Annotated in this window: 6 protein-coding genes; 2 read left to right on the top strand and 4 right to left on the bottom strand. The window is 66.2% G+C overall.

All coding sequences use genetic code 11. From position 1 onward, the window contains the following. Nucleotides 1-215 precede the first annotated feature (215 nt). The gene (locus Rhe02_RS40440) at nt 216-983 is read left to right on the top strand and encodes a hypothetical protein (RefSeq protein ID WP_203913801.1); all 768 of its coding nucleotides are present in this window, start codon (nt 216-218) and stop codon (nt 981-983) included. Between the two features lie 29 nt (nt 984-1012). Next, complete coding sequence (locus Rhe02_RS40435) at nt 1013-1210, top strand: NUDIX hydrolase (RefSeq protein ID WP_203913800.1); 198 nt, start codon at nt 1013-1015, stop codon at nt 1208-1210. Between the two features lie 642 nt (nt 1211-1852). Here the strand turns inward: Rhe02_RS40435 and Rhe02_RS40430 are convergent. The 4 genes from Rhe02_RS40430 to Rhe02_RS40415 form a co-directional block, all read right to left on the bottom strand. After that, a complete protein-coding gene (locus Rhe02_RS40430; RefSeq protein ID WP_203913799.1) occupies nt 1853-2698 on the bottom strand; it encodes a hypothetical protein in 846 nt (281 codons plus the stop codon). A gap of 231 nt (nt 2699-2929) precedes the next feature. Continuing rightward, entirely contained in the window at nt 2930-3454 is a 525-nt protein-coding gene (locus Rhe02_RS40425; protein WP_203913798.1) for a hypothetical protein, read from the bottom strand. 934 nt (nt 3455-4388) lie between these two features. Beyond that, nucleotides 4389-5006, bottom strand: coding sequence for a GNAT family protein (locus Rhe02_RS40420; RefSeq protein ID WP_203913797.1), 618 nt, complete (start codon nt 5004-5006; stop codon nt 4389-4391). Beyond that, the gene (locus Rhe02_RS40415) at nt 5003-6499 is read right to left on the bottom strand and encodes an APC family permease (protein ID WP_203913796.1); all 1497 of its coding nucleotides are present in this window, start codon (nt 6497-6499) and stop codon (nt 5003-5005) included. The genes Rhe02_RS40420 and Rhe02_RS40415 overlap by 4 nt, the downstream gene beginning before the upstream one ends. Nucleotides 6500-6510 lie beyond the last annotated feature (11 nt).

Genomic DNA, 6510 nt, shown 5'->3' with positions numbered 1-6510 from the left:
TGGCTGAGGTCGTGGCAGGCCGAGCCGATCGCATTCTGACCGTTTCCGATCACGAGCTGCGCCCGCTCGTCGAGACCGTCACCGGACAGCCAGTTGGCGTACCTGACTCCCAGCGCCGTACCAGAAGGCTGAGATTGGCAAGCACATGATGAGGATGAGTATCTGCGACGGGCGCGACATACGGCGCATCGTGCGATTGATGGTTGGAGGTACAGATGCGACGTCCCAAAGGGCCTAGCTTGCTGCGAGTGGTACCCGAAGGAGAAGCACCGGAGGTAACCGCATGGCATGCGCAGGCACACGACGTCGTGATGCGGATACGCCAACGCCTGGAGGACGAACGGCAACCGATCGAGGTACGGGAGGCCTTTGCCGAATTGATGCACCAAACCGTCGAGGTACGCAGAGCACAGGCTCGCCTGGCCGCGGTCAACGCACGTTACGCCGACCTCATGCAAGAGTTCGGGCTGGTCGAACCCGAGGTCATCGCAGGGTCGCCGCTAGAACGCACACGCTCGGCCTCTGGCCGGGACCATGACTGCGGTCGTGATGTCTGCGAGCCCGTCCGGCCCTGTCCGTCATGGTGCCGCCAATGCGTCCCGGCCGACCGCGGCGACTGTGCGCTCGCAGCGGGCGCAGCGTTCCACCGGCAGGTAGTCGGAACGGTTTCCGCTTCGGGAATCGAGACGCCCAGCCAGCGTTACTACGTCGCTGTCTCTGTTGAACAGTTCGTCTGCTTTGACAACCCGAGCGCCAGCGAACCACCCGCAATCCAAATGAGAGCGGGACGTGACCCCGAACCGGTAGTCGACCTCGCCGAGGCAGCCGAGCTGGACGAACTATCGATCCAGATCATGGCTGCGATGCACCTGTCAGGGCGTGGGCAGTCCATGGAAATCTCCCTATCCGATGAACAGGTCGAGGAGCTATTCGGGCTGATAAGGCAAGCACGAGAGGTTTTGGCCGATACCCGAGAAGAGTAGGCGCTGGGCCTTCCCGGCGCAATGATGTCGTGTCTGCCCATGTGGTTCACCTGACCTTCGAGTGTCGCCGGACCAGCGGGACGCTGGGAGCGATCACGCCGGGGATGGATTCGCGGCCGATCCGGGCGGTGGAGTTCGTCAAGCTTTCCGAGCTGCCAGGTCTTGGCTTCTCCGAGAAGTTTGTGGAGCTGCCAGCGCCGGATGGCCTGCCGCTGGCTCCTATGTAGGCGCGAATGCCAACATCGGGCTATGACCGGATGAGAGCAGCGGCGTGCCCTGGCTGTCCATTCCGGACAGTGGTCGGTCTCGGTCGCCAAGCGCGTCGGCCCAGGTCAGGCCAAGGCTTAACTCGTGCAACCTTAGGGTGAACACGCAAAGTCTTCCAGTGGCATGTGCGTCAAGAACGACCTGCGCCGAAATGGTCCGCCGGCGGGTGGCGGAGGATGGCCCATTACAGAGGCCTGGTCGGGGAAACGGCTGCTGCCAGCGTCAAGGCCATCAGCACGGAGGCGATCGTCATGCGCTTGGCCAGGCAAGAACCGCCGTGTGTGCGTGGGAGGGCACAGATGCGCTGGGTCGCCATCAACGCCCGACCTACGGCATCCTGCGTTTTCGGATCTGGTTAACGTGCTCGCGCTCGCATGCCGGTAGCCAGGCCGCCAAGAGGCGGCCTGGCCATCCAGATCGCTTGCCAGGCGTCGTCTACCGCCGTGGCCAGTAAGCATCAGGTAGGTCCGGCGGGTCGGAGCCGATGTGGCCGGTGGCCAGATGCGTCCAGCCGTGGATCTCGTCCCAGATGACTTGCCGGTCGCAGTGTCGGCATGGTGCGACGCTCCCGATGGGTGGGGTAACCAGCTCGAGCCGCCGGTTCACCACCCGGCCGGGATGTGCTGCTGGGTGCCCATGAACATGAGGTAGCTATCTATGCGGCGGCTTCCGCCACCGCGAAGGTACGAGTGTTCGACGGCGGCGGCGAGATAGCCGGTCCCGGCGTGCAGGTGCAAGGTGATGCTGCCTCGGGGGTCGTCGGCGGTGATGATCACGCCCGGGGTCGTCGTGCCGCTGGCGGCGTAGGTGGGGATGCCGGCCTCCCGCACGCTGATACCGGCGGTGGTGGCGAGGAGCATGAGTTCGGCTGCCCGGGTTTCGCGGGTGATCAGGTAGTGGGTGTGGGCGGCGGCGATCGCGCGTAGAAGGTGGGCGGGAGTATCGATGCCAGGCCTGATGGCTTCCAGCTGCCGCAGCATCATGTCCGGCTCAGCGGCCAGGACGGGCGGCCAATGCCCGTGGTGGGGCGTCTGCCCTGCCGCGAAGCCTTGGCGGGTGGAGGTGCTGGCTGTCCAGATGTTGGCGCCGACCATCATGGATGTGAATTCGGCCGCGGGTATGTCGGGCAGGTCCAGGGTGCGCAGGTAGCCAGAGCCGTCCACGTCGCGCCAAGACACGGTGCGCCTGCGCGACATCGCCGGCCCGTGGCGTGTCCACAGTTCCAACTCGCAGAACACGCTGGACGCTGTCACCCGAGGCGCCGGGCCTGTCACCGCCTGTTGCGCCAACGCGGCCAAAACCGGATCTGGGGCGTCTCGGCGAGGCAAAGGCTGGGGCTGGGGTTGGCGGGTCCTGTTGTCGGGCTCGGGTTCGGCTGGCTTGGCGTACGCGTGAATGGCGGCGGCATTGCGGAACACCACGGCTGCGGCGGTCGGCACCATTAGCACGACAGCGAACGTGGCCAACCCCAGAAGCCACGCACGACGCGGTGTCTTCGGGTCGGCGGTAGTGTGGTCAGACTCAAGGCGAGGCATATGTTTCCTTTGATGAGAAGGGTCGGTTCCTTGCCAGAACCGAGCAAGCTCGGGTGATTCATAGGTACTGCTGGCTGGGACGGCTCCTATGGAGGAGGCACTCGTCCGCACGACTCTTCGTGGCCAACGGAGAATCGCGAGTTGTTAGCTGCGTCGGGCATGCAGGTAGACAGTGAGGGCTGACGCGGCGTCCAGATCGAGCATCACGGTGCGGTACGTGCCGTGGCTGGTGGGCTGCGTCTCGTGTAAACCCGTGACAGTGACGGCAGTCTCGGGGTGCCACAAGTTGCCGCGGCCTACGTCGTGCTGCGTTGTAATCGCGTGTAGGCCCGGGGTCAGCGTGCCGTGAAGCGCTGCGGAGGCCAGGAAGGCGTCCAGCGTGTCGCGGGGGATACGAAACTTGGCCGACAGCATGGTTTCCAAGCCGTTGCTGTAGGCGGCGGCCAGGAACACGGTGCCGGGTGGCAGGGTGACCTCCGCGACGGCCTCGACCTGCGAGGCGGTGGCCGGTTCAGGCCTTGACTGCACCGGCAGCATCTCGATGCTCTCGCTCAATAGCCCACTGTAAAACGCGACACCTATCAGGTTGAGCACGACGCTCACGGCGGCGAACATCAGCGCAACCGTGACGCGCCACTGACCTACGGGCGGTTTTATAATGTGAGTCATAGGGATCCTTGTCCTGAAAGGGAAAGCAGCAACTGTGGTGGCATTTGCCTGCCCGGCACGCAGCAACGTGCAGGCAACCGGATCCATCCGCATGTAACGCGGCTGGTGGGGTCCGGCCCTAGCGGTGGGGCCGAGGGCCAGACATAAAGCACCCCAACGGTTCACGTGGTTGTCACCGCGTTGTCGGAACGTGGTGGGTTGGCTCGGTGGCGCGGGCGGAGGTGCGCCACCGAGCCGGGGGCGGCCCGCACCGGCGTTGTCCCGGTTCGGCGTGTGCCGGTGCGGACAAATAGGAGGCGGGGATGTCCGCGTGGCCATGGGAGTGGACGCGGCCATCCCCCGTACAGGGTGCGGGTGAACCTGTTGGCACAAGCGGGCATCTCCCGCGGTCGACCCGCGAAGCGGCTACAGACCAGCCGGCACGGAAGATGGTGTGAGGGCGGCGCAGCGGTGTCCCACGGATGCATGAGCAAGTCAATGAATTCGTCGACCTGGTCCTTGTCAACACAAGGCATGCAGATAACATGCGACCAGTAGCCCTCGTCGGCGAACACCCACGTGTCGCCTGCGGTGGGTTCATCCTTGCCTTCCAGCCGATGTCGGGAGGCCTCCCAAAGGTGTACTCGGCAAGTTCCGGCGACTCCTCGGCGGGGGCATGTAGCCCGCGTCCGTCTAGCGTGGTCATCACATGCCACAGCAGCAGCGGGCTGCGTAGGGAGCGTGAACCTGTGGTCGTGGTGTCGACACTGTCCACATACGACAGCCATCCGGCCGCTGCCACAAGTGCCGGGCGACGGTATGCCCGCACCGCGCGCTGGGCATCAGGGCGCCCAAGAGTTTGTGGCCCGATACGACGACGCCGGTGACTCCGGGCGGGCAGGTGTTCCATGGTGGCCTCTCAGACGGAAAACGTTGTGTGTCATGCAATGCTTGGTTATTCGCCACCGGTGCTCTGTCGCCACATCGGGTACATGGCTATGTGCGGGGTGGTCGCATCGGGTAGGAGCGGGTGGTAGATGTCGTGGTAGCCGTGGCGCAGGTACAGGTCGCGGCTGGCCCGGCTGGACGCTTGCAGAAACGTCGAGGCCCCGGCGGTAAAGTAGTGCCCTGCTTTGACCAAGGTGGTGCCGATGCCGTCGCGGTGGCGGCTGGGCACGACAGCCAGCAGCGCTAGGTGCCAATGCTCGGCGGTGGGGTAACTGGCGGCCATCAGGTTGTCGAGTTGGGCGAACCGGTCTCGGTGCACGCCACTGATCCGGTCGCGGAGCTGTTGGTAGCCGTCGATGTCGGGGATGTGGTGGCCGTGGCCGCCGGGCAGCCAGACGGCAACGCCGGCCAGCTGCTGCTCAATCTGCACGCGCCCGTGCAGGAAGGCATGGTTGACGATCAGGCCGAGCTGGCGGGTGAGGATGTCGGCGCGGGTGGTAGGTGGTTCGCCGGGCATGAGCCAGCTGGCGATGTCGAGGTTGGCGAACGCGCCTCCGATGATGGCGGCGGCGGCCGGCAGCTGCTCGACGGTGGCGTCGGCGATGTGGTGCATCGGGGCGGTCACCGGTTGGCCTGCGGCACGGCGGCGTGGGCCGGGGTGGATGCGGGGGTGGGGACGGTGGTAGCGGTGACACCGGCGCCGATCTGCCGGTAGGTGTGCCGGTCGCGGCGCATCACCACGGCGCGGATCAGACCGATGATGATGACGGCTGCGAAGGTGGCCGGCCATATCCATAGCCAGCGGCTGTCAGGGTCAACGCCTAGCAGCACGGGCAGGTTCTGACCGGTGACGACCAGCCCGCCGGCCATCAGCAGCGCCGCGATCAGCGGCAGGACGATCCCGCGGCCTATACCGGGTCCGTCCTGGTCGCAGCGGACGGTGTAGGCCACGACCGCGATCGAGGTGACGGTGAGCAGGATCAGCAGCCCGGCTCCGCCCATCGTGCCGAGCCAGAAGAACAGCCGGGTCAGCGGATCCCAGCCCATGACCGCGAACAGAGTGATGGCGGCGGCGCCGAGCGTGGACTGGGTGAGCGAGGCGGGCACGGGCGCGCCGGTGCGCCGGCCGGTGTCGCCAAGCCGGCGGGGCAGCACACCTTCGCGGCCCAGGGCGTACATGTAGCGGGCGCAGCTGGCGTGATACGAGACTGCCCCGGCCATGATGCTGGCCAGGAACAGGATGTGGGCACACAGGATGAACAGCTCGGACTGACCGGTCCATTGACCGAGCATCACGAACAGCAGGTCGGGACCGTGCTGGCGGGCGGCATCCACGATGTGCCCGGGTCCCGCCGCCACGGTCATGGCCAGGCTTGCGGTCACGTACAGGGTGGCCATCACCACGGCGGACAACCACATCGCCCGGCGCACCGTGCTGCCAGGGTCGCGGGCCTCTTCGGACAGCACCCCGGGCTGTTCAAAGCCGCAGAAGGCGGTGTAGACAACGGCGACCCATACGCCCAGGCCCGGGACGAGCAGGCTCGAAGGTGACAGCGCGGCCAGGGACACGTGCCCGTCGTGGGGGTGGGCGAAGGCGAGCACGATGAACACCGCGAGCAGCGCTAAGTCCGCCATCAGAACGACGGCCAGGACCCGACCGCTGAGGTCGACGCGCAGCACCCCGCAGATCGCGCAGACCAGGCAGCCGACACCGGCACCGACCCACCAAGGGATGTCAGCGCCGAGCAGGCCGGCGATGGTAGCCGCTTCGACGCCGATGAGCCCGTACAGGCCGATCTGCAACAGGTTGTAGACGTAGGTGGACATCAGCCCTGCGGCGACCCCAGCCGGGCGGCCCAGGCCCGCGGTGATGCACGCGTAAAGGGCACCAGCGTGACGCAGCCGGGAGATCACCGCTGCATACCCCGGTATGAAGATCGCCACGACGGAAGCGATGAGAACGAAGACCAGCGGCGCGGGAACGATGCCGGTGACAGCCCATCCAGTCGTGATCAGCCCGGCCACGGCGAGCAGGGCGGTGGCCGAGGTAAGGGCGTACTGCACAACGGTGGGAGTGCCGATGCGATCGCGCGCCAACGCTGCTTTGACGATGCTCACAGGGATTGCTC

It is taken from the genome of Rhizocola hellebori, assembly GCF_016862955.1.
In the GTDB taxonomy this organism is placed as follows: domain Bacteria; phylum Actinomycetota; class Actinomycetes; order Mycobacteriales; family Micromonosporaceae; genus Rhizocola; species Rhizocola hellebori.
This window is presented reverse-complemented; position numbering and strand designations above follow the sequence as displayed.

Excerpts from the sequence above, each read along its gene's own strand:
- Rhe02_RS40425 (WP_203913798.1), bottom strand. The coding sequence starts at position 3,454 with ATGACTCACATTATAAAACCGCCCGTAGGTCAGTGGCGCGTCACGGTT.
- Rhe02_RS40440 (WP_203913801.1), top strand. The coding sequence starts at position 216 with ATGCGACGTCCCAAAGGGCCTAGCTTGCTGCGAGTGGTACCCGAAGGA.